We start from the raw sequence: 26,428 nt of genomic DNA on the forward strand, positions 1-26,428 counted from the left end.
TGAAGTGCCTGCTCAGCGGAATGCCAGTTAAGGAGCCTATTCTCCCGGCTCCCCGGCACCGACCAGCACCCGGTTTTGCCGCGAATGGCTGAGCATGGCGGATGGCGGCATACCCAGCATGCTTTGAAAGACATGGGACAAATGCGACGAATCGGAAAACCCCGCCGTCAGCGCCGCATCCGTGAGCGAGCTGCCCATGGACATCATCGTTGAGGTCACAAACAGGCGGTGCCACAGGCGATAACGACGAATGGGAATCCCCGTAGCCTCCTTGAATACACGCTGCAGGCGTGCGCCTGACAACCCCACATGGCGAGCAAGATCCTCATTGGAATAATTCTGCGCCGGGTCAGAGCGAATCAGCTCAATAATACGGGCAATGCGGGCATCCGGCATGAACCCCGCTACAGTCGTATCCGCTGCGGGGAAAAGCAGATCCGCCAGCAATGCATACACCTGATCTGCCTCCAGGCTATCGCGATACGCCTGCGTTAATACCGACAACTGTTTGTCCTGCAGCGCAGAAACAGAGTAAAAACCGGATTCGTGCCGCTGCATCAGGCGCTGATGAAACAAATAATCCCGACCCAGAGGATCCAGAAAACAGCAGCCAATCTGTTTTCCCTGCGAATCAGCAGAAAACGAAATGCCGGCAGGCAACAGCAGCGTTCGCGCACGAAATGTTTCGCCGTTCACCTCTAACAACACATCATCTTCCAAACCGAGCAAAAAGGTATGCGCCCCGGCGGAAAAGGTAATGCGTCGCTCGAGATAACCAACGTAGAGCGTCCTTAAACGCCACAAATACAGCGTGGAAGGCGGCATTACGCCTTGCCCGTTCGCGTTATTATTTTTGTCGTTCATATTGTTATTCTCGACCGAAAAACAGCCTTCCAGGACAAACTGCGCCGAAAAAGACCCGCCTGTGAATCCCGTCACAGAGCGAGAAAATCCAGATTCAACCACGCCCCATTCCTACAAGTCAGTATCACCAAACCTTCATATAGTCCAGTCGTCGACACAAAAACCCGCAGCCATGGCGCCGGCTGCCATCTAATAAATAGGAGAAAATCATGTCGATCATCGCCCGTGGCCTGTTCATGGTCACCGCTCTGATATTGAGCACCAGCCAGGCCCATGCCTGGTCCTGGTTCGGAAAAGACACACGCTACGCCGACACCCGCTACCCCATCGTTCTGGTGGGCGGCATCATCGCGTTCGATGACATTGCCGGTATCGATTATTTCTACGGCATCGCCGATGACATGCGCGACTACGGTGCGGATGTATACGAAAGCAACGTCAGTGCCCTGCAAAGCAATGAATACCGTGGTGAAGAACTGATTACCCAGATCGAAAACTACCTGGCCGTCACCGGCGCGCAGAAAGCCAACCTGATCGCTCACTCACAAGGCGCCCCCACCGCCCGCTATGTGGCAGCAGTGCGCCCGGATCTGGTGGCGTCGGTAACCTCCGTGCACGGTGAAAACCGCGGCACCCGGGTTGCCGATATCATTCGTGGAGTACTGCCCGAAGGCAGCGTATCGGAAGGGCTGGCCGACATGATCGCCGGAGGTGTTGGCGCCTTGTGGGAAATGGCATCCGGCGGCCCCAATGCCAATGACCAGTCCGCCACGGCAGTACTCGCCGACTCCACCACCGCAGGCATGGCCGCGTTCAATCAGCGCTACCCCCAGGCCATGCCCAGCTCTGCCTGTGGCACCAGCGGCCAGCATTCCGTCAATGGTGTGCGCTACTGGTCCTGGGGCGGAACCGGCGTGCACACAAACCTGTTCGACCCCTTCGACAGCCTGCTGGTCACCGTCACCCAGTTTGCCTTCCCCTCCGGCGTCAAACACGACGGCGTATTGCCCCTGTGCGGTATGTACCTGGGCAAACCCATCCGTCATAACTATCGCCACAACCACGCGGATGCCATCCGACAGCTGTTCGGGCTGATGGGCTGGGAAACCGACCCGAAGACGTTATACCGCAACCAGGCCAACCGCCTGAAAAACGCTGGCCTGTAACACAACCCTCCCCGCAGGGACCACTTCCCTGCGGGGCAATCCGGATAGAGACAAGACCATGACACGCACACTGGCACTTCTGGCCACCGTCTTTGTATTGGCCACCGGGGTATTCTGGGGGCTCAAACGTATTCCAGTGCCCCAGCACCACGCACAGCCGGTACCGCATCAAACCGATACGCAAACGAACCATTCCCACGGGCTCGACATAGCAACAGCGCGCATCATTAAACCGACGCTGGCCGACACGCTGGCCAATACATCGCTGGCCGGCACACAGGTGCCCGGCAACCTGATGACCGATGCCCGAGGGCACCTGATCGTAGACAGTAACAGCAAGGCCATCATGGATTATTTTCTTGCCTTGAATGGGGAAGTGCCGGACACGGCGATCAGAAAAGCGCTGGCACAATGGGCAGAGCATAACGCGGGGGCCACCGCTGCTGCCGACTTGCTGTCCCTGCTCGAACGTTATCAGCATTACCGCAGCAAGTTTGCCAGCGGCGATTACGCCGCCCGCTATGCAGGTCATGGCGACAACGATATCCGCCGCAAGCTGCAACAGCGCCAGCAACTGCGCGCCGATACCCTGGGCGCCGATACCGCCAACGCCCTGTTCGCGGATGAAGACCGTTATGATCAATTCAGTCTGAATCGACACGACATCATGACGTCAGACCGTTCCGATGAGGAAAAGGCGACAGCCCTGAGAGCCCTTCGCAACACCCTTCCGGAGACGCTGGCAAAGCAATACCAGCGGCAATATGACCTGCAGCACCTTGAGGCCCGGGAACAGTCGATGAAACAAGAGGGAGCCAGTACCGAGGAGCTATATGCATTCCGGCAGCTGCAATTCGGCGATGCCGCCGCCCTGCGTCTGCAGGCACTGGCGGCAGAGCGTCAGGCCTGGCAACACCGTTATCAGGATTACACGCTACAGCGAGACCAGATCCATAACGCTGCCCTGAGCAGTGACGACAAACAAAAGCAATTGGATGCCCTGCGGCGCCAGCTCTTTTCCGCCAGCGAGCAACAGCGGGCAGCCGCACTGGATCGCTTGCAGTAACCAGAAACACTCATCACTTAATACCGTGTCCCGGCATAAAAAAAGGGCCGCTTCATGCGGCCCCACAAGGGAATGTTTACTGCCGTAGTTACCCTGAAAAAGTTAGTGGCTGATCATCCAGGGCCGTGCCGAGGGGAACATCTTGTTACCCTCCGCAGTGTAAAAAAGCTTGGATTTACGCTTGTGATGGCAACAACCCTGTTCTTTTTCCGAGTGCTGATTACCTTGTCGGGGTTCATGCATGGCCTTCTCATTACGTTCAATGGCCTGACGTTTGGCCGGGGCCATATCCAGCACTTCCGGTGCAACCATAATGACCCGGGGCGACAGCGCACCACAACTGGGGCACAGCGCACATTCACCGGAAGCCTGCATCGGAACCAGGTCGTGAAACAGACCATGGTCAGCACATTTATAGTCATAAAGCGGCATGATCAGCTCCTGTTCTGATTACTTGTCTTTGGATAGCGGCACGTCAACGCTACCCGCCACGCTGTGTTGCGGCCCGTCCATTCCCGGCTTGATATCAAAGTCGAAAATATCCGTGGGCAGCCAGAGCGTGGCACAAGCATTTGGCACATCCACCACGCCACTAATATGCCCCTGCACAGGCGCGCAACCAAGCAAGGCATAAGCCTGGGCTCCCGTGTAGCCAAACTTTTTCAAGTACTCGATAGCATTCAGGCAAGCTTGGCGATACGCCACATGTACATCCAGGAAGTGCTGTTTGCCTTCTTCATCAACGGAGATGCCTTCAAAGATCAGATAATCGTCATACTTGGGTGCCATCGGGCTGGGCTTGAAGATTGGATTCTTGATGCCGTACTTGTCCATACCTCCCTTGATGATATTCACCCGCAAGTGAATCCAGCCCGCCATTTCAATAGCGCCACAGAAGGTAATTTCGCCATCCCCCTGACTGAAGTGCAAATCACCGACAGACAGACCAGCGTCTTTCACATAGACCGGGAAGTACACCTGCGACCCACGTGACAAGTCTTTGATATCGCAGTTACCACCGTGTTCGCGTGGCGGTACGGTTCGGGCGCCTTCTGCAGCCGCCCTGGCTTTTTCGTCACCAGTGAGCTTACCCATGTGGGCAGTATCGGCATAAGGCAGGTTGGCCAACGCCGGCACGCGATCCGGCTCCGTGTCGTAAAGCTCTTTTTCACGACTATTCCATTCATTCAGCATGTCCTTGGATGGCAGACAGCCGATCAGACCTGGATGAATCAGGCCGGCAAATTCTACATTGGGAATATGGCGTGACTTGGTAAACATGCCACTGAAATCCCAGATGGATTTCTGTGCTTCCGGGAAATGCTCGGTGAGAAAACCACCGCCATTCTGCTTGGAAAAGAAACCATTGAATCCCCACTGGCTCTCTTCAAAGGTGCCAATATCCAGGATATCCACCACCAGCAGATCACCAGGTTCCGCCCCTTCAACACCCACCGGACCGGTGAGAAAGTGCACCTGAGTCAGGTCCACATCACGCACATCATCAGCGCTGTCATTATTTTCAATCTGTCCGCCGGTCCAGTCATGGCATTCAAGAATAAAATCATCCCCGGGCTTCACCATTTTTGCCATGGGAATATCCGGGTGCCAGCGGTTATGAATATTTTCGTTTTCGTAGGGCGATTGCTTAAGGTCAATCTTGATAATAGTTTCAGCCATGGTCTGCTCTCCTCCGGTTAACCACAGGAATCACCTGTCCTTGCAGGTTATTCCGACGTTGCGGAATCACTATCGCCAATTACCGCAAGGCCCACCATTCGCCAATGCCCGGCAGGAGGTACGTCATTTGACGTATTGAAGCTGAAAATGTCGGCTATCTATCAAAAAAAAACGCCTGGCGAGAGACGTCAGGCGTTTAATATTCAGCGTTTCACGGCTTCACACAGGAATAACAATCAAGGCCCCGCCTTCCATTTGTGCCTCAAAGGTATCCGCCTGTGGGTAGTCCAGCATCACCCTCGCCAGGGGAGGCGAAAGCTCATTGCGCAGCCGGCGTGCCATTTCACGAGCCCCATAGCGGGCATCCAGAGTTCGACAAAGATAACCTCTGGCACCAGCACCGAGACTCAGCAGCACCCGGCGCTTTTGCAACCGACGGTTAAGCTTCTCCAGCTCGACATCCAGCAGCTTTTCACTAAGCCCCCGGTCCAGAGCATTAAAGGTAATAATGTTATCGATACGATTGAGGAATTCTGGATCAAAGTGCTGATGCAGCGCCTTGTCCACCACCTTATGCATCTGCCCGTTCGCACTACCCCAATGCCACCAGCGTTTCTGTTGCTTGCGGCTTAAAGCCGACACCTGTGCCGCCCCGGCGTTGCTGGTCATAAAAATCAGACTGTTACGAAAGTCGATTTCGCGGTTTCCCGCACTGAGTCGCATCCGCCCGCGCTCCAGTACATTGAGCAATGCCCGCACAACCTCTGGGCTGGCTTTTTCCAACTCATCGAACAACACAATCCCGGGCTTGCTGAAACTACCCTGAATGGCCTCCACATCAAACAGGGTCTGCCCTTCCTTGCTACCCACATAGCCGGGCGGTGCCCCGGTTAGAGAGGCAGCATAATGTTCCTGGGTCAACGTGCTCATATCAATACGGCATATCGAATCAGCACTACCATGGATAGCTTCGCCCAGCAGCCGCACCGTTTCAGTTTTGCCGACTCCGGTCGGGCCCACAAACAATTGCACCCCCAAAGGGCGATCATCAGGAACAATATCCGCCTTGAGTACCCGCAACATATTATCGATGCTGTCCAGCACATGGGGCTGACCGATGATACGTTCTCTCAATAGCGCCATTACCGTAGCCGGATCAAAGACAAACCGGCTCATTCGCTCTGGATCGGCAGTCCTGCTCAGTCGACCAGCCTCCGCCTCATTCGCCGCCAATTTCTCATTGATAAAGGGCATCAGCCACCTGCCGTTTTCTCTTTTCCATCAACCGGCAACTCACCCACCGGACACTCCGCCACACCCACTGTCTTGCGCGTCATCGCCTCCACATTTTCCTGGGCTTTCTGGGCATCCATCACCCAGGTTCGATAGAAATCGAACGGACAATCCGCAATCCCCTTGTCACCATCTCCTGAAGCATGCATGCCCGTATAGCCACGGTGTAGCAACTTGAACAGATGATTCTGAGACTGATCATTGGCACGGGCATCACGGATCTGGCTGATCGATAACTGGGCGTACTGAATACCCATATCCTCTTCGCCGCATTCACCCAGCGTACGGCCATCAAAACCGATTACCGCAGAGTGACCAAAGTACGAGTACACCCCATCAAAACCACTGGCGTTGGCGACAGCCACATAGCAGTTGTTTGCCCACGCCATGGATTTGGCCATCATTACCTGCTGCTCCTTGGCGGGATACATGTACCCCTGACAGCGGACGATCAGCTCGGCTCCTTTCATCGCACAATCCCGCCAGATTTCCGGGTAATTACCGTCGTCACAAATGATCAGACTGATCTTCATCCCTTTGGGACCTTCAGTGACATAGGTGGTATCACCGGGATACCAGCCCTCAATAGGGCACCAGGGAATACACTTGCGGTATTTCTGAACAATTTCGCCTTCGTTATTGATCAGCACCAGGGTGTTGTAAGGCGCTTTCTCTGGATGCTGTTCGTGACGCTCACCGGTCAGGGAAAATACGCCCCAGGTGTCGGCTTCACGACACGCCGCCGAAAATATGGCTGTTTCATCGCCGGGGATAGTGGCTGCAGTTTCCATCATTTCATCCGGGTCATACATGATGCCCATAGTGCTATATTCCGGGAAAACCACCAGATCCATACCAGGCAGCCCCTTTTTCATGCCCTTAATCATTTCCGCAATATTACGGGCATTAGCCAGAACCTCAGCTTTGCTGTGCAGTCTTGGCATTTTGTAATTCACGACAGCGACACCTACGGTGTCATTGCTACTGGAAATATCGCCATGTCGCATTGTCTTCTCCTCTACTACCGGGAATAAACCGTTTCGATCAGCCCTGTTTACACTGCAAGATAAGCGGCAATTTTTTCCTGGTTCATGCTTTCTCCGCTTTCTTCATGAACAATTTCGCCTTTCTCGATCACTAGAATCCGGTCTGCCACATCCATAACAAAGCTCAGAACCTGTTCGGAAACCACAATGGATAACCCCCGCTCATCACGGATACGTTTCAATGTACGTGCCATATCCTTGATGATGGAGGGCTGAATACCCTCGGTGGGCTCATCCAAAAGCAATACCTTTGGACGGGTCGCCAGAGCACGAGCAATAGCCAACTGTTGCTGCTGCCCGCCTGACAAATTGCCGCCACGTCGACTTTGCATTTCTTCCAGAACCGGGAACAGCTCATATAGATCTTGGGGCACTTTCTTTTCACCCACCGCTGCCAAGCCTGTTTCGATGTTCTCCTTCACCGTCAACGACGGAAAAATCATGCGTCCCTGGGGAACAAACCCCAGGCCAGCCTTTACTCGCTGACAACTTTTCATGGGCGACAGATCAACCCCATCCAGCTCGGTTATTCCAGACCGGGCTTTTTCCATTCCGATCAGTGATTTCATAAGGGTGGTTTTACCCATGCCATTACGGCCCACTACTGCGACAATTTCGTTTTCCTCAATCTTGAGGTTCATATCGCGAATAATGGTGCTTTGCCCGTAGGCCACCTCGTAATTCGATACTTTCAACATAATCTGCACTCCCAATCCGCTTCGGAGCCATGATTCAACTCCGATCACAACCGGCTCAATGTCCCAGATAAACTTCGATGACCTTCGGGTCTGACTTCACCTTTTCCAGTGAGCCCTCGGACAGCACCTTGCCTTGGTGCATAACCGTGACCCGATCGGCAATATCTCCGACAAACTGCATGTCATGCTCGATCACCAACACCGTATGGTTTTTGGTAATAACCCGCAGCAGTTCCGCCGTTTTCTTGCGCTCCGCGACTGACATACCCGCCACAGGCTCATCCAGCATCAGCAGATCCGGTTTCTGAATCAGCAACATGCCAATCTCCAACCACTGCTTCTGGCCGTGACTAAGCAAGGCCGCAGGCTGGTCCAGAAGCTCTTCAAGGAAGATGGTTCTGGCAACCTCTTCCACCGCGCCGATAACCTCTGCATCGCGCTTGAATGCCAGCGCCCCCATCACCGATCGACCTCGGGGAAATGAGACTTCCAGATTTTCAAACACGGTGAGGTCTTCATAGATGGACGGGTTCTGGAATTTTCGGCCGACCCCTGAGCGGACAATCTTGTGCTCGCTCATCTTGCTCAGCTCTTTACCCTTGAACTTTATCGACCCTTCCGTCGCACGGGTTTTGCCACAAATCAGATCCAGAACGGTGGTTTTACCGGCCCCATTGGGGCCGATAATCACCCGGATTTCCTGGGGTTCCAGATAGAGCGACATATCATTAACGGCCTTGAACCCATCGAACGATACCGTCAGCCCTTCTACCGAAAGAATGAAATCATTATTGCTCGGGCTCATTTGGCTTCCTCCACAGACAAGTTACCGGCATCACTACGACGGCGGCGCAGCAGCGAAGGCAGCTTTCTCTCCAGCGGCTGCAGATAGCGGTTATAGAGGCCAGCAAGACCATCAGGGAATGCCAGCACCACACCAATAAACAAGGCGCCCATGGCGTACAGCCACAACTCCGGGAACGATTCGGAGAAACCGGTTTTCGCGGCATTAACGATCAAGGCACCATAAACGGCACCCAACAAAGAGTTACGGCCGCCGACGGCACACAACACGACCATTTCAATGGAAGGCACAATTCCGACAAAGGTTGGCGACATGAACCCTACCTGCAGGGTGAACATCGCTCCGCCAACACCGGCAAACATACCCGCCAGGCAGAATACGAAGATTTTGAAGGAAGCCACGTCGTAACCGGAAAAACGTACCCTGTCTTCCTGATCACGCATGGCAAGCAGAATACGACCCAGCTTGCTGTGCATAACCCAGCGGCCAATGATCAGACACAGGAACAACATGCCTACACACACGAAGTACAAGGCCGTTTTGGCTTCGTCACTACGGATATCCCAACCCATCAGGGTGCGCAGGTCGGTAATACCATTCACCCCTCCCGTGAAACCCTGTTGACCAATAATCAGAATAGTCAGGATCGCAGCGATCGCCTGGGTAATAATGGCGAAATACACACCACCCACTCGACGCTTGAACATGGCTACGCCGATGATCAAGGCGAGAATCGCAGGCACCGCAACTACCGCTATCAGAGTGAATGAAAAGCTGTGGAAGGGTTCCCAAAACCAGGGCAACGCGGTGAGCTGGTTCCAGTCCATAAAGTCGGGAATACCGGGGGTAGACTGAATTGACGTATTCTCCGGGCTGGACGCTTCCAACTTCAGGAACATCGCCATGCAGTAGCCGCCAAGACCGAAGAATATGCCCTGCCCCAGACTCAGAATGCCACTGCGCCCCCAGCAAAGAACCAGCCCGAGCGCAGCAAACGCATAGGTAAGGTACTTGCCAACCATGTTAAGACGAAAGGCATCCAGTGCCAGTGGAAACACCACCACCAGCAGCAGTGCCAACAGCAGGTGGTATATCCCCTCGCGGGACCCTAACCATTGAAAAAATGACGTTGATTTCATGGCGATCTCCTAGCGACGAACCTTGAGTGCAAACAAACCCTGCGGGCGCAGCATGAGAATGCCGACCACAACCAGCAGCGTGAGCACTTTGGCCATGGAACCACTGAGGAAAAATTCCATCGTGGACTGAGCCTGGGAAATGGTGAATGCAGAAGCAATCGTGCCAAGCAGACTTTGCGCTCCGCCGAACACCACAACCAGGAAGGTGTCGACGATATACAGCTGCCCGGAAGTCGGACCGGTAGAGCCGATCATGGTGAACGCACTGCCCGCCACACCCGCAATACCACAACCTAACGCGAAGGTGACACGGTCAACTTTACCGCTATCGATACCGACAGCTTCAGACATGGGGCGATTCTGAACCACTGCACGCACCTGTCTTCCCCAGCCGGAGCGGAACATCAACAGATAAACGCCAAAGGCAATCACCAATGCCAGCACCATAACGAAGATCCCGTTGATAGGGATTTCCACCAGATCGGTAACTGCGATCGACCCCATCATCCAGTCCGGCAAACTCACACCCACTTCACGTGCACCAAAGACACTGCGGTACGTTTGCTGGAGGATCAGACTCAGGCCCCATGTGGCCAGCAATGTGTCCAGCGGGCGGTGGTAGAGATGCCGTATCATTAACCATTCCACCAACGCCCCAAGCGCGGCGGTGACGAAGAAGGCCAATATCATGGCCACAAAGAAATAGCCCCCGTACAACCCGGGCATATAGTTTTCAAACAACTGAGCGGTCAGGTACGTGGTGTAAGCGCCCAGAATCATGAATTCACCATGGGCCATGTTGATCACGCCCATTTGCCCAAAAATAATCGCCAGCCCCAGCGCCATCAGCACAAAAATGGAAAATAGCGATAGACCGGCAAACCCCTGCATGGCGAAGATAGAAGTCAGCTCCGTCATGGTGTAGTCAGCGAACATGGCAGGTACTCCCAAGAATGAAATAGGGAAATTCAGTAAAAGAAACAGGATGGAGAAGGAAAATCCGACGCCCGATGTTCTGGGCGCCGGTAACGCAACTTACTGGTAACCTTTAGGGAACGGGTCTGGCTCCATCAGCTCTTCGGTCTCGTAGATCACTTTGTACTGACCGTCTTTCTGTGCCTGACCGATACGGGCCTTGGACCACAAGTGATGATTCTCATGGATGCGAACATAGCCTTCCGGAGCAGTGGTCAATTCAATACCGGGAGACGCTTCACGCACTTTGTCGATATCGAAAGAGCCGGCTTTTTCCACCGCCGCTTTCCACAACCATGGACCAAGATAAGCGGCCTGGGTCACATCACCGATAACGATGTCGTCCCCCCAGCGCTTCTTGAACGCTTTCACAAAATCCTGGTTATTGTCATTACCCAGGCTCTGGAAATACTTCATGGAAGCGTAAGCACCTTCCACGTTCTCACCGCCAATACCCAGAATTTCATCTTCGGTAACCGAGATGGTAAGCAACAGCGGGCTCTCTTTGGTCAGATCAATACCAGCCGCTTTCATCTGCTTGTAGAACGCCACATTGGAACCACCCACCACTGACGCGAAGATCACATCCGGTTTTTTCAACTTGATCTTGTTAATCACCGAGTTGAACTGGGTATGACCAAGCGGGTAGTACTCTTCGCCCACCACTTTCAGACCCAGCTTGTCGATGTGTTTTCGGGCAATCTTGTTGGAGGTGCGCGGCCAAATGTAATCGGAACCCAGCAGGTAGAATGTCTTGGCGCCTTTCTCTTCAGCCAGCCAGTCAATGCTCGCAAGAATCTGCTGCGTGGCTTCCTGACCGGTATAGATCACGTTCGGCGATTCTTCCAGCCCCTCATAAAACGTGGGGTAATAAAGCATGCCGTTGTACTGCTCAAAGACTGGCAGAACCGCTTTACGGGAAGCGGAGGTCCAGCAACCAAAAACCGCAGCAACATTATCGTTTACCAGCAGCTTGCGGGATTTTTCAGCAAAGGTGGGCCAGTCACTGGCGCCGTCTTCCTGGATGTATTCGATCTGCCGGCCCAACACCCCCCCGGAAGCATTGATCTGCTCAATGGCCAGCTTCTCGGCCTGGACTGAGCCAGTCTCACTGATTGCCATGGTGCCGGTAATCGAATGCAGGATGCCCACTTTCACGGTGTCATCAGTAACCGCCAGGCCGGTGGTGTTCACTTCGGCAGCCAGCGCCGTATTGGACAGGGCGAACAACGCAGGTAGCGCCATCAGCCCCCCCAGAAGATGCCGGCGCGTCCAGGACGACCGGTGACTTGAAGAACGGGTTTTGCTCAATTTCATGGTTTACCCCTCATCAGCGAAATTCACGGGAAGCACGTCGTGTCCCTCGCCAACGAGTATGGAAACCTGCCCGCCCCCGGCCCATTCGGTGATTGCGCCATCGCACTACGTCATTTGACGCATTCCCGGCTCGCTCAAAGACCCATAAAGTAATGCGCGTACACGGGTGGGCACGTTTTGTGCACTGTTTCTTGCAACATCCTGGAGCAGCCGCTCCACCCAGCCTTCAACCCGGCATCCGCGAAATGGATATCCTGCTGCCGACAACGGAAACGTTATGGCTATTGAGCAGCGCATCTTCCGTGTGCGACGCAGTTACAACCAATGGGTTGCCAACCAGACCCTGGAGGATTTCTCCCTGCGCTTTACCGGCAAGGGAGCACGCCGCTGGTCTGCCGGGCGGGTGGCCGGCACGGCCATTGGAGCCATCACGTTCCTTGCCCTTGAGGCTATCGGCGGCGCCATTACGCTAAATTACGGCTTTACCAATGCCGTGGCGGCTATCTGTGCGGTGATGGGAGTGATCTTTCTGCTCGGGCTACCGGTCAGTTATTACGCCGCACGCTATGGGGTGGATATCGACCTGCTTACCCGAGGCGCGGGGTTCGGCTACCTGGGCTCAACCATCACCTCACTGATATACGCGTCGTTTACGTTTATTTTCTTCGCGTTGGAAGCGGCCATCATGGCCATGGCGCTGGAAATCCTGTTCGGTATTCCTCCCACTATTGGCTATCTTCTCAGCTCCCTGGTTGCCATCCCTCTGGTCATCCATGGCATCACTACGCTCACCCGTTTCCAGTTGTGGACACAACCCGTATGGGTATTCCTGCAACTGTTGCCGTTTGTTTTCATTCTTCTGCAGGACCCATCCACTCTGCCTCGCTGGGCCGCCTTCGAGGGCCTGAACAACGATGGCGGCAGCTTCAACCTGATCATGTTCGGCGCCGGTGCCACCGTGCTGTTTTCACTGGTAGCGCAAATCGGTGAACAAGTGGATTTCCTGCGCTTCATGCCGGAACCGGAAAAAGGCAAACGGCTGCGTTGGTGGACTGCCTTGCTGGCCGGCGGGCCAGGCTGGGTCGTGGTTGGCGGCCTGAAAACCCTGGCCGGTTCCTTTTTGGCGGTATTGGCCTTTTATTCCGGGCTCCCTCTGGAACAGGCCCAGGAACCCATGCACATGTACCTGGTGGCATTCAGTCATGTCACTCACAACCCCACCATGCTATTGGCGCTGGCAGGCATTTTTGTGATCCTCTCGCAGTTGAAAATCAACGTCACCAACGCCTATGCCGGCTCCATCGCCTGGTCCAATTTTTTCTCCCGGCTCACCCACAGCCATCCCGGCCGGGTGGTGTGGCTGGTCTTCAACGTTGTGATCGCGTTGGTACTGATGGAAATCGGCATTTACCGGGCCTTTGAATCCATCCTTGGTAGCTACGCGGTAGTCGCCGTGGCCTGGATGGGCGCTCTGGTAGCCGATCTGGTGATCAACAAGCCACTGGGATTAAGCCCAAAACATATTGAATTCAAGCGCGCCTACCTCTACGACCTGAACCCGGTTGGGTTTGGCTCCATGGTCATAGCCACCGCCATCGGCCTCAGCGCCCGCGCGGGCCTGTGGGGCGAAACTGCCCTGGCTCTGGCTTCCTTCATTGCCCTGTTCAGCACCTTTATCACCGCACCACTGATTGCCCTGCTCACCCGCAGTCGCTACTACATCGCTCGCCCTCCCAGTCCCAGCCGGGAACTGGAGGGGCTCGCCTGCTGTATCTGCGAACATCATTTTGACCGGGAAGACATGGCCTTTTGCCCTGCCTACAACGGCCCTATCTGTTCGCTGTGCTGCTCACTGGATGCGCGCTGCAACGACAGCTGTAAACATCACGCCCGATTCTCCGAACAACTGATTGACTGGATGGGCGGCCTTCTGCCCGCGTCACTGATTAATCTGTTGCGCTCACGCATGGGGCATTTTCTCGGCCTACTGGTTATCGTGACTCTGATCATGAGCGGGCTGCTGGCGCTCATTTATTATCAGATCCCTATCACAGATCCACTCATCAAAGAGCTCATGGCAGACACGCTGACCAAGGTCTTCGCCATTCTGATTATTATCAGTGGCGTGGTGGCCTGGTTATTTGTGCTCGCCCATGAAAGCCGGGTGGTCGCCCAGGAAGAAAGCCGGCGGCAAACCCGCATGCTGATGGAAGAGATCAAGGCCCACGAAAAAACCGACCTAGCATTACAGGCAGCCAAGGAACTGGCGGAGGCCGCGAATCAGGCAAAAAGCCGCTACCTTACCGGGCTCAGCCACGAACTGCGCTCCCCCCTGAACGCCGCCTTCGGGTATGCCCAACTGTTGGAGCAAGACCCAAGCATCCCGGAAAACCGGCGCGACGCTATTAGTGCCATACGGCGCAGCACCGAACATCTCTCCGATTTAATTGAAGGTTTGCTGGAAATATCCAAGATCGAAGCGGGTCGGCTGGAGCTGTATCGAAATCAGGTATGTGTACCGGAACTGATCGACGAGCTGGTCACCATGTTTCAGTTGCAGGCGGCAGAAAAGGGCATCGGCTTTGAATTCCGCAGCAAAAGCCCGATGCCAGCCTGGGTGACCACCGATGAAAAACGGCTACGCCAGATTCTGATCAATCTGCTTTCCAACGCCATCAAGTTTACCCGCGACGGACAGGTCACACTGACCTTCCGCTATCGCAACCAGGTAGCAGAGTTTGTAATCGCTGATACCGGCGTCGGCATTGACGAAGAAGACCTGAAGCGAATTTTCCGGCCATTCGAGCGAGTGCGAAAACCCGGTACCCCCAGCGTCCATGGCACCGGCTTGGGACTCACCATTACCCAGTTGCTGGCAGACATCATGGGGGGTGATATTCAGGTGGACAGTGTGCCAGGACAAGGCAGCGAATTCCGCTTGTCGGTCATGCTCTCCAGGCTCAGCGGCCCAGCCCCCACGCGCCAGGAACGCCAGCCAGTGGCCGGTTATGACGGTGAGCGCAAGACCCTGCTGATCATTGATGATGATCCTTCACACCGTGGCCTGATCAGTGACCTGCTCACCCCATTGGGATTCATCATCAATGAAGCCCCTGACGGGGAAGCCGGCATGCAGTTGGCCCGCCACATCAACCCCGACCTGATACTACTGGACATTGCCATGCCTGGCCTCACCGGTTGGGAAACCGCCCAGCATATTCGCCGCCAGGGCTATCGTGGTCCGGTGGTCATGCTGTCGGCCAATGCCCGCGAAAACAACCCGGCCATTGCCGACGGCCTGCACAACGATTACCTGACCAAACCCCTGAAGCTCAATAGTCTGCTCGATAGTCTCGCCCGCCACCTGTCACTCACCTGGGTCCATCGCCAGAACACGTTGCAAAAGCGCATCGCCGTGGTGCAACAGACCAGCCCCGTGCACACACTGCAAGCCCCATTGCGCGATGAACTTCTCGCCCTGGCTGAAATCGGCCACCTCACTGGCCTGCGCGAGCGCATCGTGCAAGCACGTGACAATGCTCATCTGGACGCGGGCCTGGCTGAAGACATGCAGGCTCTGCTCAAGGTATTCGATTTTCAGTCCGTAATCCGATTACTGGAGACCACCCCATGACAGCCTCGCAACGTAAAGACCTGATATTGGTCGTGGACGACTCCCCCGACTCCCTCGGCATGATCCACCAGGCACTGGATCAGGCAGGGCTAACCGCACTGATTGCGCTTGAAGGGCAGCAGGCGCTGAGCATTGCTGAAAAAATGACACCGGATTTGATCTTGATGGATGCGATCATGCCCAACCTGGACGGCTTCGAAACCTGTCGGCGCCTGAAAAAGCATCCCGCACTGGCCTCCGTCCCGGTAATTTTCATGACCGGGCTGACTGAAAGTGAAGATGTAGTGCGGGGGCTGGAAGCCGGAGGCGTGGACTACATCACCAAACCGGTGCGGCCAAACGAACTAATCGCCCGGATTCGCGTACATCTGAACAATGCCCGTATGACGCAAAGCGCCCACACCACCCTCGACCGGCTCGGCCAGACCAGTTTCTCCACCGACCCGACCGGACAATGGCGCTGGGCCACCCCCCAGACAGACCTGCTACTGGAAAAAGCCAATGTGGACCGCAGCGCCCTGGCCGAGCCCATAGAGCGCTGGCTGAAGCATCAGCCCGAACGGGGCCAACAACTCAACCAGCTCCCCGGCAACCTGGGATTACGTTATTTGGGCCATTCGGCAAGCGGGGAAGAAAACGCAGAGCATCTGTTCCGGCTGTTACATCACGACAGCGATGCGGAGCTGGAGCTACTGAAGAATGCATTACATGTAACGCACCGCGAAGCACAGGTGCTGGTGTGGATTGCCCACGGTAAAACCAACCGGGAGATTGCACAGATTCTTGAATTGAGCCCCCGCACCGTGAACAAACACCTTGAACAGATCTTCCGCAAGCTGGGTGTGGAGAACCGAACCGCCGCAGCCGCCATGGTCATTCAGTACCTTACCCAGATTCACTGAGCGCCGGTCACCACCTCAGGGAGCAGCAATACCACCCCCGCATAACTGGCCACCAACAACGTCATGGCCACCCCAAGCCCAAGGAACGGGCCCACGTTCAGAGAACGGTGGTAAATAAAGCTCTGCGCCGCCAACTGCCAGCTCACCTGCACCAGATACAGCAGCTCGATAGCACTCAGCGACTGCTCCATGCTGGCATTCAGCGCCAGCAACGGCAGGCTCATGAGGGTCAGAATCACATCGACCCCTACCAGCGACAGGGCGGTCTGCAACCAGCGCCCCTGCAAACCCTTGAACGATAGCAACAGACCAGTGCCCGCCAGCACTACCGTCAACGACAGCAACTGGCTGCTTACCAACACTCCAATGGGCAATGCGGTCTGCAGGCTGCCCACCAGTAGCTGCAACACAAACCAGCCGGCCAGCACCAACGCCAGCAACGATGGGGAATACGGGGCATTCTCCGGGCTGGCACGAAATATGGCCAACCGCCAAAACAGGGTCATCAATACAGTCATGGATCCTCCGGGCCGCTATTCTTTCAGAGCCGGGGAGAAACAGCTACTAGCTGCCAGCTTCCAGCTACTAGAAAACATAAAACCACTGCCGTGACTCCCTTCCTCCCTAGGGCACAGCGCACCAGGCTGGCGCCCCACATCCCGCGTCTCGCAGCTGGAAGCGCCTGGCTTGTCTTTTTCGTCCGACAACACCGGGTGTGTTTCATGGCCTGCTTCGCTAGAATGCACGCAAATTGAATCAAGGGGTCTCACATGGCGCGTAAAAATGCTTTCTACGCTCAGTCCGGCGGTGTCACCGCTGTCATCAATGCTTCCGCCGCCGGCGTTATCGAAGCCGCCCGGGAAAACAAGGATGTCATCGGCAAGGTCTACGCCGGCCGAAACGGCATCATCGGCGCCCTCACCGAAGAGCTGATCGATACCAGCAAAGAAAGCAAAAGCGCCATTGAAGCGCTCAAGCACACCCCGGGCGGCGCCTTCGGCTCCTGCCGCTACAAACTGAAAGACCTGAAGACCTCCCAGCGCGAATACGAGCGCCTGATCGAGGTGTTCAAGGCCCACAACATCGGCTACTTCTTCTACAACGGCGGCGGCGACTCCGCCGATACCTGCCTGAAGGTGTCCCAACTGTCCGAAAAAATGGGCTACCCGATCCAGGCCATCCACGTGCCCAAAACCGTGGATAACGACTTGCCCTTCACCGACGTGAGCCCGGGTTTCGGTTCTGTGGCCAAGTACACCGCCGTGAGCTGCCGCGAGGCCGCCCTGGACGTGGCCAGCATGTGCGCCACCTCCACCAAAGTGTTCGTGATGGAAGTCATGGGCCGCCACGCAGGCTGGATTGCCGCCTCCGCCGGTCTTGCCAAGGAAGACGCCGATGATGCGCCGCACCTGATCCTGTTCCCGGAGATTGCCTTCGACAAGGCCGCCTTCATGAAGAAGGTGGACGCCACCGTCAAGAAAGCCGGTTACTGTGTCATCGTTGTCTCCGAAGGCGCACGTTACGAAGACGGCACTTTCCTGGCCGATGCCGGCAACACCGACGCCTTTGGGCACAAACAGCTGGGCGGCGTGGCCCCGGTCATTGCGCAGATGGTGAAAGACGAACTGGGCTACAAATACCACTGGGCGGTGAGCGACTACCTGCAACGGGCAGCACGTCACATTGCTTCCGCCACCGACGTGGAGCAGGCTTACGCCGTGGGCCGTGCCGCGGTGGAATTCGCCGTGGCCGGCAAGAATGCGGTTATGCCCACCGTAGTTCGCAAGGACACCAAAAAGTACAGCTGGACCATCGGCGAAGCCCCGCTCAAGAAAGTCGCCAACGTGGAAAAGAAAATGCCGCGCAAGTACATCAGCAAGGATGGCTTTGGCATCACCCCCGCCGGCCGCGCCTACCTGGAGCCGCTGATTGGTGGCGAGTCCTACCCGCCTTTCAAAAACGGCCTGCCGCAGTTCGCCAAGCTGAAACTGGCCCCGGTGGCCAAGAAACTGAACGACGCCTTCGAGGTGTAAGCCACACCTAAGCCACACCCCGAAACGAAAAACGCCCCGCATCGCGGGGCGTTTTTGTTTGTGCGGAAAACCGTCCTCCGAAGGAGCATCGCTCTCTGTGCCCCTCGGGTAGACAGCTCAATCAAAACAGTTGCGAGTTACGAGAAGCGAGTTTCGAAAGGCAAAACCTTGAACATCCCTAGGTCTTCGCAACTCGAAACTCGTCACTCGTTTCTTAGGCTGGGTTATCCCGCCGCCAGCGGCACTCCTACGACGCCTGTGCATCCCCCATCGCCGCCATGTCCATCCACATCATTTCCCACACATGCCCGTCCGGGTCCGCCAGGTTGCGGTTATACATAAACCCCAGATCCTGAACCGGGTTGATGTCGGCGGTGCCGCCGTTTTCTGCCGCGGCCGTATTCACGGCATCCACCGCATCGCGGCTGTCAAAGGAAAGCGCCAGCATCACTTCACTGGAAGAGGAAGGCGGAATCGGCCGGTCCGTAAAGGTCCGCCACTTGTCGTGGGTCAGCAGCATCACATGGATCGTTTCGCTCCACACCATGCAGGCGGCCGTCTCGTCCGTGAACTGCGGATTGTTCTCAAACCCCAGAGCAGAGTAAAAATTCATGGCTACCGCTAAATCCGCCACGGGCAGGTTCACAAAGATCATTCGAGTCATGGTGCTGTCTCCTTGATTAGTCATTAGGGCCTGGCACAATGTGCCGTCATGATCTAATCGATTAGCGCATTACGATTTCGACAGCCTGATGACTATTTCTTCGTGTTCGGCTATCTGCCATCAACACTCATAGTCATACTGCCCGAACACCGCGTTATGGCTAAACCGGTAGTCTTCCCCCGCCTCAATGGCTTTCAAAAAAGCGGCCTCCTGCTTCAGCGTCACAGGCGCAAGCAATTGATCCTCACCCCCTCCGCGATACTGCTTCTTGCCCACCGTTTCCGTATCAATCGCAAATCGGGACATATTGCTCCAGTTGTGTAACGCGAAATCGAAATCATGCCAGCTGATGGAACAATGACCCGCCATGGTCTTCTTCAAAGCCACTTCAGCACTTTCAAAACGCGGGGCCTCCGCGAACACGAAAGCCAGCATTTTAAGAATCTTCTGCTGCTGAATTTCCTCCTCCACGTCCCGGTAACTCCGGGTTACCCCCTCGGCGTAAAACTTCAGGAAATCCTGGTCAGCGATCAAACTGAGGGCGTGCTCGAAATTGGCCTTGTTGAGCGTCAGTGGCAGCCGGTTGTTATAGCGAACGATATGGTCCGGCAACGGCAGTTTGTTGATGGTAAGCAGGTAGAGATTCTTGGTGTTCATGCCGAGCGTGTTTACCACTGGCTTCTTGCCCGGGCAGCGCTCGGTAATATGGATATCCAGGATGGTATTGTCATTGCCCAGCTTCGGCCGAATCTCCTCGGTGACAAAAGCCACAATGTCGTCAAGTGAGTAGGCGTCTCCCCGTTCAATAGTAAAATCATAGTGGCAAGTGTTGCCACTGGCCGTGGCAGACATTCCCAAGGCGAATACCACCGCCATAATGCGTTTCAACATGATCCCTCCAGTTTTATTGGCTTCCCTTCCCGTGGCGGCGAGACGCAAGCCTGCCCACCAATGCCACGTTTTTCATAAGCCAATTAACCAGAAAAGCCCCGCCTTCACAAATAGCGGGGCCTTGGCACGCAATCACTTAAAATTCGGACAAGGCCTTCTGCAAGGCCTCCAGCTCTGTTATCTCATCCGCTATTTTTTTCTGGTACTTGGCGACTTTTTCCTCGTCACCATCAGCCCGGGCCTCATCCAGATCTTCCTGATAGTCCAGAAGATCACTTCGCGCTTCTTTAATATCGTCTTTTAATTCCTGGCGCAGGGAGTCATCCGTGCAATGATCCCGGGCCTCAGAAAGGGCTTTTTTCAACCCGGCGACCTTATCTGCATTGGCCTGCTTCTCGGCGTTATCTATCTGCGTTTCAATCTCACAGAACTTCCGCTCACAGCCAGCCAAGCCATCGCAACGGGAAGACGCCGCCACAGGTGCTGAAAGCGAGCCAACCACTAACGCCGTTAACGCGGATACCGTGAATGCAAATCCGGCTTTCGATCTGTCCATCATCTTCTCTCCTTGAATAACCCGTGGGTATCGGTTGATTCCAATCCGGTCTTGCCGGGGGCAGGTATCGACCGTGCCGAACCCGGCTTTGCCGGGTTTATTGACGTTACAAGATCGCGCCCCGCTTGCACATGATCGCCATCAGATCACCGGCTACACTGGGGCCATGATGCGTGTTGCTGTAGTGATACTTGCGGCGCTCTTGTCGTTACCGGGCGGGAGCCCGGCCGATGACAGCAAGGTGACCGTCCTGGTAGTACGCCATCGCTGGCACACCGGTATTGCCTTCCCTGCGGAGCAGCTCGACCCTGCACTGCAGTTTCTCCCTGCCTATTTTTCGAAACCCGCCTACTATGAAATGGGTTGGGGTGATGATGCTTTCTACCGCCAGGACAACAACACCTGGCGACTGGTTCGCGCCATGCTGTGGCCAACGAACAGCGTACTGCATGTGGTCGCACTGGACCGGCACCCCGAAACGCTCCCCCACGGGGATATCCAACCGTTGTGCATCAACAGCACGCAACTGGCGGCGATGCAACGGGCAATCGCCAACGACTTTGTGCTGGACGATAGCGGCACCCCCGTCGGCGCCGATCCCGGGCTGTATGGCGACAGCCGCTTCTTTCCCGCGCACGGCACCTTCTGGCTCGGCAATACCTGTAACAGCTGGACCGCCCGGCAACTCACCGCTCTTGATATTCCCATGGACTACCTGACGCTGACCGCCGACGGCGTCATGCAGCAACTCACCGGACGCACCGCCTGTCGGTAACCCGAATATTATTAAACAAAATGGTTGAATATTTATTTTTGCCTCTATAAATTAAACCTTATGGTTAAACAAAACGATCAACATTTGGATGCTGTCTTTGCTGCTCTTGCCGACCCCACCCGGCGGGCCATGCTGCAACAGCTGGAACAGGGCCCTTGCAACGTGGGCGAGCTGGCAGAGCCTTTCGCCATGTCGTTCGCCGGCGCCTCCAAGCACGTCAAAGTGCTGGAGAAGGCCGGGCTGCTTATCCGGGAGGTGCAGGGCCGAAGGCACCATTGCCGACTGAACGCCGCCCCCATGGCGGAGGCAGACGCCTGGCTACAACGCTACCGGGTGTTCTGGAACGACAAACTGGGCGCGCTGGAACAGGCGCTCAAGGACGGAGACTGACAGGAGGTTTGTGATGGAAACCGATGTACGATTCGACGACGCTACGACCCTGACGATAGAACGCACCCTGCCCGGCCCCATTGAGCGGGTATGGGCCTATCTGACCGACCCGGACAAACGCGCTCGCTGGCTGGGTGGCGGCACCCTGGGCGAGTTTGTGGGTGGCGCAGTGGTGATTCATTTCCGTCATCAGGATTTGTCAGAGGATATCCAGCCGGCCCCGGACAAGTACAAATCCATTGAAGGTGGAGCCACGCTGACTGGCATCATTACCCGCTTTGAGCCACCCCACGTGCTGGCCCATACCTGGGGTGATAATGAAGGCGAAGTCACCTTTTCCCTGAGCGCGCAGGGCGATCAGGTTTATCTACGACTTACCCACCGTCGCTTGCCTGCTGACGAAAATACCCGCATCAGTGTCGCCAGCGGCTGGCACACCCATCTGGGCATTCTGGTTGAAGATCTGAACGGCCAATCCCGCTCGCCCTTCTGGCCAACACACACACAATGGGAAACGCACTATCAGCGCGTTTTGCAGAAAAGCGAGGCCCCGCATGACTGACACGCTAACCGTGCAACTGATGTTCCAGGGCCGGGCCAACGCAGCCCTCGATCTCTACGACAGTGCGATCCCTGCGTTCGAGCTATTGAACCGAACCGTCTACGGCCCGGACGAGATGGGGGAAACCGGCCAGGTGAAAGCCGCCTGGTTTCGTGTCGGCAACGTGCGGGTACATTGTTTTGACAGCCCGGTGCCCCACGACTTTGATTTCACCCCATCGACCTCGCTGTGCCTTGCCCTGAAGCACGAACAGGCAGTCACCGACACCTTTGAAAAACTGGCGGACGGCGGCACCGTGCTGATGCCCCTGGACAGCTATGATTTCAACCCCTGGTTCGGCTGGGTGCAGGACCGCTTCGGGGTGTCATGGCAGCTATCTGTCACCGCACCCGGTGACGCGAAGGCAAATGGCTAGGAGCGGTCATCACGCCCGTTTTTACGGGCGTGCTCCAGCAAATCCTCCACGTATTCCTGCTCTTCATGCAGGTCATCCGTGACGGGCGGTGCGTGTGGCAAGACCTGATTCAGGAACACCGCCACCAGCCCGCACAGGCTGATGCCCTGCAAGGTAAAGTCGCCGTTGCCCATGACCATGCCGCCGATGCCAAAAATCAGGGTAACCGCCACAATCACCAGGTTGCGCTGGGCGTGCAGGTCCACCTGCGCCTTGATCAGGGTATTCATGCCCACACTGGCAATCGACCCGAACATGAGGATCAGAATGCCGCCCATGACCGGGGTAGGGATACTCTGCAGCAGCAGCCCGAACTTGCCGATGAACGCCAGCAAAATGGCGAAAATAGCCGTCCAGGTCATCACCACCGGATTGAACACCCGGGTGAGCATCACCGCGCCGGTAACTTCCGAATAGGTGGTATTGGGCGGGCCGCCAAACAGGGCCGCCACCATGCTCGCCACGCCATCGCCAGTAAGCGTGCGATGCAGGCCGGGTTTGCGAATGTAGTCCTTGCCCGTGACATTGCTGATGGCCAGCACATCACCCACATGCTCAATGGCAGGCGCCAACGCCACCGGCACCATGAACAAAATGGCGGGCCAATAAAACGTGGGCGCAATAAAGGTCGGGACTGATAACCAGCCCGCCTGATTCACCCCGGAAAAATCCACCATCCCCATGGCCAGCGCGGTGAGATACCCCGCCACCACACCACACAGGATTGGCAGCAACCGAAACAGGCCATGCCCCAGCGTGGCCACCAGCATGGTGGTCAGCAGCGACACCATGGAAACCAGCAGGGCATCCCCGTAAGGGAACATCTGCATCTCGCCATTGCCGGACATGCCCATGGCGAAGTTCACCGCCGTGGGCGCCAGGCTAAGCCCGATCACCATGATAATGGGGCCGGTGACCACCGGCGGCATCAGCCGATGCAGAAAACCCGGCCCCCGCCACTTCACCAATGCCCCCAGAATCACATAGACCACAGCGGTACAGAACAAGGCGCCCATGGTGGCCGGCACGCCCCACTGCTGCACCCCATGGGAAATCGGTGCCACAAAGACAAACGAGGACGCCAGGAAAACAGGAATCGAGCGGCGAGTAATCCACTGGAACAACAACGTGCCCAGCCCCGCTGTAAACAGTGCCACACTGGGGTCCAGTCCGGTGAGCAAAGGCATTAATACCATGGCCCCGAACGCCACAAACAGCATCTGCGCGCCGATGAGAATGATCTTCCAGTTCCAGAATCCGCCGGCCTGGCTCATGTACAGCTCCTGATTTGTGATTGCCTGTGGTTTGGATCACCGGGCAATGCCCGGTTATTTGGTCCCGAAGATCTTGTCTCCGGCATCCCCCAGGCCCGGCATGATGTAACCGTTCTCGTTCAACCCCTGATCCACCGATGCGGTATAGAGTGAGACATCCGGGTGCGCCTCCTGCACCTTGCGAATACCCTCCGGTGCCGCCACCAGCACCAGGGCACGAATCTGGGTACAACCGGCTTTTTTCAGCATATCGATACAAGCCAGCATGGAGCCGCCAGTCGCCAGCATCGGGTCGATCACCAGCGCCGTACGCTCGTCGATATCGTGGGCCAGCTTCTCGAAATAAGCCACCGGCTCCAGGGTTGCCTCATCCCGGTACACACCCACCACACTCACCTTGGCACTGGGGATCAGTTCCAGCACGCCATCCAGCATCCCCAGTCCGGCCCGCAGAATCGGCACCACGGTGATTTTCTTGCCTCTGATGCGCTGGGCCGGCGCCTTGCCCATCCAGGTATCGACCTGATAATCCTCCAGCACCAGGTCGCTGGTGGCTTCATAGGTCAGCAGGCTGCCCACTTCCGCGGTGAGCTGGCGGAAACTGCGCGTACTCAGACTTTTCTGACGCAGCAGGCCAAGCTTGTGTTTAACCAGCGGATGGCGAATTTCGTGGACACTCATAGTGGCAGGCTCCTTGATACAAGCTGAACGGGACACGGATCACTCCGGCAATGGCGATATTGTGACGGCTACAGCGAAAATGTCACCGGTGCACACGCTGTCTCGCAGCGGGCCTATCCCCACTAACCAGGCAGTGCTAACGTCAAAGAAAAGAAAAACAGGGAGAAATCGTGAACAAAACCCTTGCCGAAATGAGCCAAAAAGCGTTTGTTTATGAGTGTGCTAGCCGCGCTCTCGCAGCCAGTTTTTCTAATCCCGCAGCCAAGCCCTCCATCGCCAGCATGGTACGCGACGCCGAAAAACTGTGGGAGGAACTACAGGAATGGGAAAATCGACAGGAGTCACCACCATGAAACGTTATTTGATTATCTCAATTTTCGCCGTACTGAACGCACTCTCTGCTCCACTTTGGGCCGCTGACAGCCTCTCTGTGAGCGAACTGAAGCAGCAAATGCAGGACGGCAAAGCCCCCATCATTATCGATGTGCGCGATGAAGACGAATATCTGGCTGGGCATATTCCGGGCGCCATCATGGTCCCCGCCAAGCAGATGGAGCACCACCTGGACATGATGGAGCAGTATCGCAAGGAAGATATTGTGCTGTATTGCCAATCTGGGCGCCGCGCCAGCGCTGCTGCCACCGTGCTGGAAAATGCCGGCTTCAAGAACGTGAAGCTACTGCAAGGGGATTACCCGGGCTGGAAGTCAGCCCAATAAGCACCGGTTTGCCCACCATCCTCCCCCTGACCGCCTGTGGAATAAGGATATTCCTATTCCATAGGCAGGTTCGACCTTCGGCGATTAGCCGCAGCCCGCTGCCATTGCTATAATCCGCGCCCACCACCAACCCTGTTGAGAAGGACAGACCATGGATTTTGCTAAGGTTCCCGCCGGGAAAGACCTCCCCGAAGACATCTACGTGGCCATCGAAATCCCGGCCAACGCTGACCCGATCAAGTACGAGATCGACAAAGACAGCAACGCCGTATTCGTAGACCGCTTCATGGCAACCCCCATGTTCTATCCGGCCAACTACGGCTACATCCCCAACACTTTGTCCGAAGACGGCGACCCGCTGGACGTGCTGGTTGTCACCCCCTACCCGGTGGTGCCAGGCTCCGTGATTCGCTGTCGCCCGGTCGGTATCCTGAACATGACCGACGAAGCCGGTAAAGATGCCAAGCTGGTTGCGGTACCGCACACCAAGCTGACCAAGATCTACGACAACGTGAAAGACATCAACGATCTGCCCGAGCTGCTGCTCGCCCAGATCAAGCACTTCTTCGAGCACTACAAAGAGCTGGAAGCTGGCAAGTGGGTGAAAGTTGATGGCTGGGATGGCGCCGAAGCGGCCAAAGCCGAGATCATCAAATCTGTCGAAGCTTACGAGAACGCCAAGTAAGCCGACACGAGACTGGCAGAACAACGCCAGCGACAAAAAGGCCGCGCCCGGTTACCCGGGCGCGGCCTTTTTGTTTTGAGAAGCACGGGGGGCAAGACCTGCGAGTTTCGAGTTTCGAGTTTCGAGTTTCGAGTTTCGAGTTTCGAGTTTCGAGTTTCGA

The 26,428-nt window shown here is 56.0% G+C and carries 28 protein-coding genes; 12 read left to right on the top strand and 16 right to left on the bottom strand.

The window, feature by feature from the left end; all coding sequences use genetic code 11:
• Positions 1-36: 36 nt before the first annotated feature.
• Positions 37-864: an AraC family transcriptional regulator gene (locus CL546_RS07130; RefSeq protein WP_290493885.1), complete on the bottom strand. Its 828-nt coding sequence runs from the start codon at positions 862-864 to the stop codon at positions 37-39.
• Positions 865-1,073: 209 nt separating this feature from the next.
• Here CL546_RS07130 and CL546_RS07135 point away from each other — a divergent pair, with 209 nt between their 5' ends.
• Positions 1,074-2,030, top strand: a complete 957-nt coding sequence (locus CL546_RS07135; RefSeq protein WP_290493886.1) for an esterase/lipase family protein — start codon at positions 1,074-1,076, stop codon at positions 2,028-2,030.
• Positions 2,031-2,088: 58 nt separating this feature from the next.
• Entirely contained in the window at positions 2,089-3,096 is a 1,008-nt protein-coding gene (locus CL546_RS07140; RefSeq protein ID WP_290493887.1) for a lipase secretion chaperone, read from the top strand.
• A 102-nt stretch (positions 3,097-3,198) separates the two neighbouring features.
• Here CL546_RS07140 and CL546_RS07145 read toward each other — a convergent pair whose 3' ends face one another.
• From CL546_RS07145 to urtA, 9 genes are all read right to left on the bottom strand, one after another.
• Positions 3,199-3,528, bottom strand: a complete 330-nt coding sequence (locus CL546_RS07145) for a zinc ribbon domain-containing protein (protein ID WP_290493888.1) — start codon at positions 3,526-3,528, stop codon at positions 3,199-3,201.
• 18 nt (positions 3,529-3,546) lie between these two features.
• Positions 3,547-4,776, bottom strand: coding sequence for a formamidase (fmdA, locus tag CL546_RS07150; protein ID WP_290493889.1), 1,230 nt, complete (start codon positions 4,774-4,776; stop codon positions 3,547-3,549).
• A gap of 219 nt (positions 4,777-4,995) precedes the next feature.
• On the bottom strand, positions 4,996-5,952 hold the full coding sequence (locus tag CL546_RS07155; RefSeq protein WP_290493890.1) for an AAA family ATPase: 957 nt from the start codon (positions 5,950-5,952) through the stop codon (positions 4,996-4,998).
• 77 nt (positions 5,953-6,029) lie between these two features.
• Positions 6,030-7,076, bottom strand: coding sequence for an aliphatic amidase (locus tag CL546_RS07160; protein ID WP_290493891.1), 1,047 nt, complete (start codon positions 7,074-7,076; stop codon positions 6,030-6,032).
• A 47-nt stretch (positions 7,077-7,123) separates the two neighbouring features.
• Positions 7,124-7,813 carry an urea ABC transporter ATP-binding subunit UrtE gene (gene urtE / locus CL546_RS07165; protein WP_290493908.1) on the bottom strand — a complete coding sequence of 230 codons (690 nt, stop codon included), beginning with the start codon at positions 7,811-7,813 and terminating at the stop codon, positions 7,124-7,126.
• Positions 7,814-7,868: 55 nt separating this feature from the next.
• Positions 7,869-8,618: an urea ABC transporter ATP-binding protein UrtD gene (gene urtD / locus CL546_RS07170; RefSeq protein WP_290493892.1), complete on the bottom strand. Its 750-nt coding sequence runs from the start codon at positions 8,616-8,618 to the stop codon at positions 7,869-7,871.
• On the bottom strand, positions 8,615-9,757 hold the full coding sequence (gene urtC / locus CL546_RS07175; protein ID WP_290493893.1) for an urea ABC transporter permease subunit UrtC: 1,143 nt from the start codon (positions 9,755-9,757) through the stop codon (positions 8,615-8,617). The genes urtD and urtC overlap by 4 nt, the downstream gene beginning before the upstream one ends.
• A gap of 9 nt (positions 9,758-9,766) precedes the next feature.
• Entirely contained in the window at positions 9,767-10,693 is a 927-nt protein-coding gene (gene urtB, locus CL546_RS07180) for an urea ABC transporter permease subunit UrtB (protein WP_290493894.1), read from the bottom strand.
• Between the two features lie 99 nt (positions 10,694-10,792).
• The gene (gene urtA / locus CL546_RS07185; protein ID WP_290493895.1) at positions 10,793-12,049 is read right to left on the bottom strand and encodes an urea ABC transporter substrate-binding protein; all 1,257 of its coding nucleotides are present in this window, start codon (positions 12,047-12,049) and stop codon (positions 10,793-10,795) included.
• A 277-nt stretch (positions 12,050-12,326) separates the two neighbouring features.
• Here urtA and CL546_RS07190 point away from each other — a divergent pair, with 277 nt between their 5' ends.
• Together CL546_RS07190 and CL546_RS07195 are read left to right on the top strand one after the other, a co-directional pair.
• The gene (locus CL546_RS07190) at positions 12,327-15,683 is read left to right on the top strand and encodes a hybrid sensor histidine kinase/response regulator (protein ID WP_290493896.1); all 3,357 of its coding nucleotides are present in this window, start codon (positions 12,327-12,329) and stop codon (positions 15,681-15,683) included.
• The gene (locus CL546_RS07195; RefSeq protein WP_290493897.1) at positions 15,680-16,585 is read left to right on the top strand and encodes a response regulator transcription factor; all 906 of its coding nucleotides are present in this window, start codon (positions 15,680-15,682) and stop codon (positions 16,583-16,585) included. The genes CL546_RS07190 and CL546_RS07195 overlap by 4 nt, the downstream gene beginning before the upstream one ends.
• On the opposite strand, the gene CL546_RS07200 is transcribed toward CL546_RS07195, so the two are convergent.
• A complete protein-coding gene (locus CL546_RS07200; protein ID WP_290493898.1) occupies positions 16,579-17,103 on the bottom strand; it encodes a hypothetical protein in 525 nt (174 codons plus the stop codon). The two genes, CL546_RS07195 and CL546_RS07200, sit on opposite strands and share 7 nt — an antisense overlap.
• Before the next feature lie 252 nt (positions 17,104-17,355).
• On the opposite strand from CL546_RS07200, the gene CL546_RS07205 reads away from it, so the two are divergent.
• Positions 17,356-18,618: a 6-phosphofructokinase gene (locus CL546_RS07205; protein WP_007151519.1), complete on the top strand. Its 1,263-nt coding sequence runs from the start codon at positions 17,356-17,358 to the stop codon at positions 18,616-18,618.
• A 247-nt stretch (positions 18,619-18,865) separates the two neighbouring features.
• On the opposite strand, the gene CL546_RS07210 is transcribed toward CL546_RS07205, so the two are convergent.
• The 3 genes from CL546_RS07210 to CL546_RS07220 all read right to left on the bottom strand — a co-directional run bounded on the left by CL546_RS07210 (position 18,866) and on the right by CL546_RS07220 (position 20,732).
• Positions 18,866-19,282: a VOC family protein gene (locus tag CL546_RS07210; RefSeq protein ID WP_290493899.1), complete on the bottom strand. Its 417-nt coding sequence runs from the start codon at positions 19,280-19,282 to the stop codon at positions 18,866-18,868.
• A gap of 120 nt (positions 19,283-19,402) precedes the next feature.
• Positions 19,403-20,173 carry a hypothetical protein gene (locus CL546_RS07215; RefSeq protein WP_290493900.1) on the bottom strand — a complete coding sequence of 257 codons (771 nt, stop codon included), beginning with the start codon at positions 20,171-20,173 and terminating at the stop codon, positions 19,403-19,405.
• Between the two features lie 136 nt (positions 20,174-20,309).
• Complete coding sequence (locus CL546_RS07220; protein ID WP_290493901.1) at positions 20,310-20,732, bottom strand: DUF1090 domain-containing protein; 423 nt, start codon at positions 20,730-20,732, stop codon at positions 20,310-20,312.
• Positions 20,733-20,898: 166 nt separating this feature from the next.
• Between CL546_RS07220 and CL546_RS07225 the strand changes: the two genes are divergently transcribed.
• Genes CL546_RS07225 through CL546_RS07240 form a run of 4 tightly spaced genes read left to right on the top strand, consistent with a single transcriptional unit; the run spans position 20,899 to position 22,871 of the window.
• Positions 20,899-21,504 (top strand): DUF2459 domain-containing protein, encoded by a 606-nt coding sequence (locus CL546_RS07225; RefSeq protein ID WP_290493902.1) that lies wholly within the window; start codon positions 20,899-20,901, stop codon positions 21,502-21,504.
• Between the two features lie 60 nt (positions 21,505-21,564).
• Entirely contained in the window at positions 21,565-21,894 is a 330-nt protein-coding gene (locus CL546_RS07230) for an ArsR/SmtB family transcription factor (RefSeq protein ID WP_290493903.1), read from the top strand.
• Positions 21,895-21,907: 13 nt separating this feature from the next.
• Positions 21,908-22,456 (top strand): SRPBCC family protein, encoded by a 549-nt coding sequence (locus CL546_RS07235; RefSeq protein ID WP_290493904.1) that lies wholly within the window; start codon positions 21,908-21,910, stop codon positions 22,454-22,456.
• The gene (locus CL546_RS07240) at positions 22,449-22,871 is read left to right on the top strand and encodes a VOC family protein (protein ID WP_290493905.1); all 423 of its coding nucleotides are present in this window, start codon (positions 22,449-22,451) and stop codon (positions 22,869-22,871) included. Before CL546_RS07235 ends, CL546_RS07240 begins: the two co-directional genes overlap by 8 nt.
• Here CL546_RS07240 and CL546_RS07245 read toward each other — a convergent pair.
• Together CL546_RS07245 and upp are read right to left on the bottom strand one after the other, a co-directional pair.
• On the bottom strand, positions 22,868-24,184 hold the full coding sequence (locus CL546_RS07245) for a uracil-xanthine permease family protein (RefSeq protein WP_290493906.1): 1,317 nt from the start codon (positions 24,182-24,184) through the stop codon (positions 22,868-22,870). The two genes, CL546_RS07240 and CL546_RS07245, sit on opposite strands and share 4 nt — an antisense overlap.
• Before the next feature lie 54 nt (positions 24,185-24,238).
• Positions 24,239-24,865 (bottom strand): uracil phosphoribosyltransferase, encoded by a 627-nt coding sequence (gene upp / locus CL546_RS07250; protein ID WP_290493907.1) that lies wholly within the window; start codon positions 24,863-24,865, stop codon positions 24,239-24,241.
• A gap of 170 nt (positions 24,866-25,035) precedes the next feature.
• Here upp and CL546_RS07255 point away from each other — a divergent pair, with 170 nt between their 5' ends.
• The 3 genes from CL546_RS07255 (at position 25,036) to ppa (ending at position 26,268) form a co-directional block, all read left to right on the top strand.
• Complete coding sequence (locus tag CL546_RS07255; protein WP_273633915.1) at positions 25,036-25,218, top strand: hypothetical protein; 183 nt, start codon at positions 25,036-25,038, stop codon at positions 25,216-25,218.
• Positions 25,215-25,583 carry a rhodanese-like domain-containing protein gene (locus CL546_RS07260; protein WP_039926330.1) on the top strand — a complete coding sequence of 123 codons (369 nt, stop codon included), beginning with the start codon at positions 25,215-25,217 and terminating at the stop codon, positions 25,581-25,583. Before CL546_RS07255 ends, CL546_RS07260 begins: the two co-directional genes overlap by 4 nt.
• A gap of 151 nt (positions 25,584-25,734) precedes the next feature.
• Positions 25,735-26,268, top strand: a complete 534-nt coding sequence (gene ppa / locus CL546_RS07265; protein WP_007149355.1) for an inorganic diphosphatase — start codon at positions 25,735-25,737, stop codon at positions 26,266-26,268.
• The last annotated feature ends 160 nt before the right edge of the window (positions 26,269-26,428 follow it).

This window comes from Alcanivorax sp., from assembly GCF_002726155.1.
In the GTDB taxonomy this organism is placed as follows: domain Bacteria; phylum Pseudomonadota; class Gammaproteobacteria; order Pseudomonadales; family Alcanivoracaceae; genus Alcanivorax.